General features: G+C 35.4%; 1 protein-coding gene. It reads right to left on the bottom strand.

The genetic code is table 11. The features are described from left to right. On the bottom strand, positions 1-243 hold a 243-nt coding region (locus AC0IZJ_RS28675), incomplete at both ends, for a hypothetical protein (protein WP_471855676.1).

Raw genomic sequence — 243 nt, 5'->3', positions numbered from 1 at the left:
AGATACACCAGCACTTAAATAAATATATGGTAAATTTGTTGCAGCCTCTTGATCTCTGAAATGTTGTGCCGCTTCTTCTTTGGTATAAACAACCTCTCCATCTGCAAATCCTTCAACATACTTCATATTTACAGGTACTTCTACTTTTAATACATCAACGTTGAATCGAGGTTCTGAGAATAATTTCATAGCTTCGTTCACTTTTCTAGGTTTCACTTTTGCAAATTCAACACTGCCGTTATC

Source organism: Roseateles sp. AC306 (genome assembly GCF_979253795.1).
Note: the sequence above shows the minus strand (reverse complement) of the source record. Positions and strands in the feature narration are given on the sequence as shown.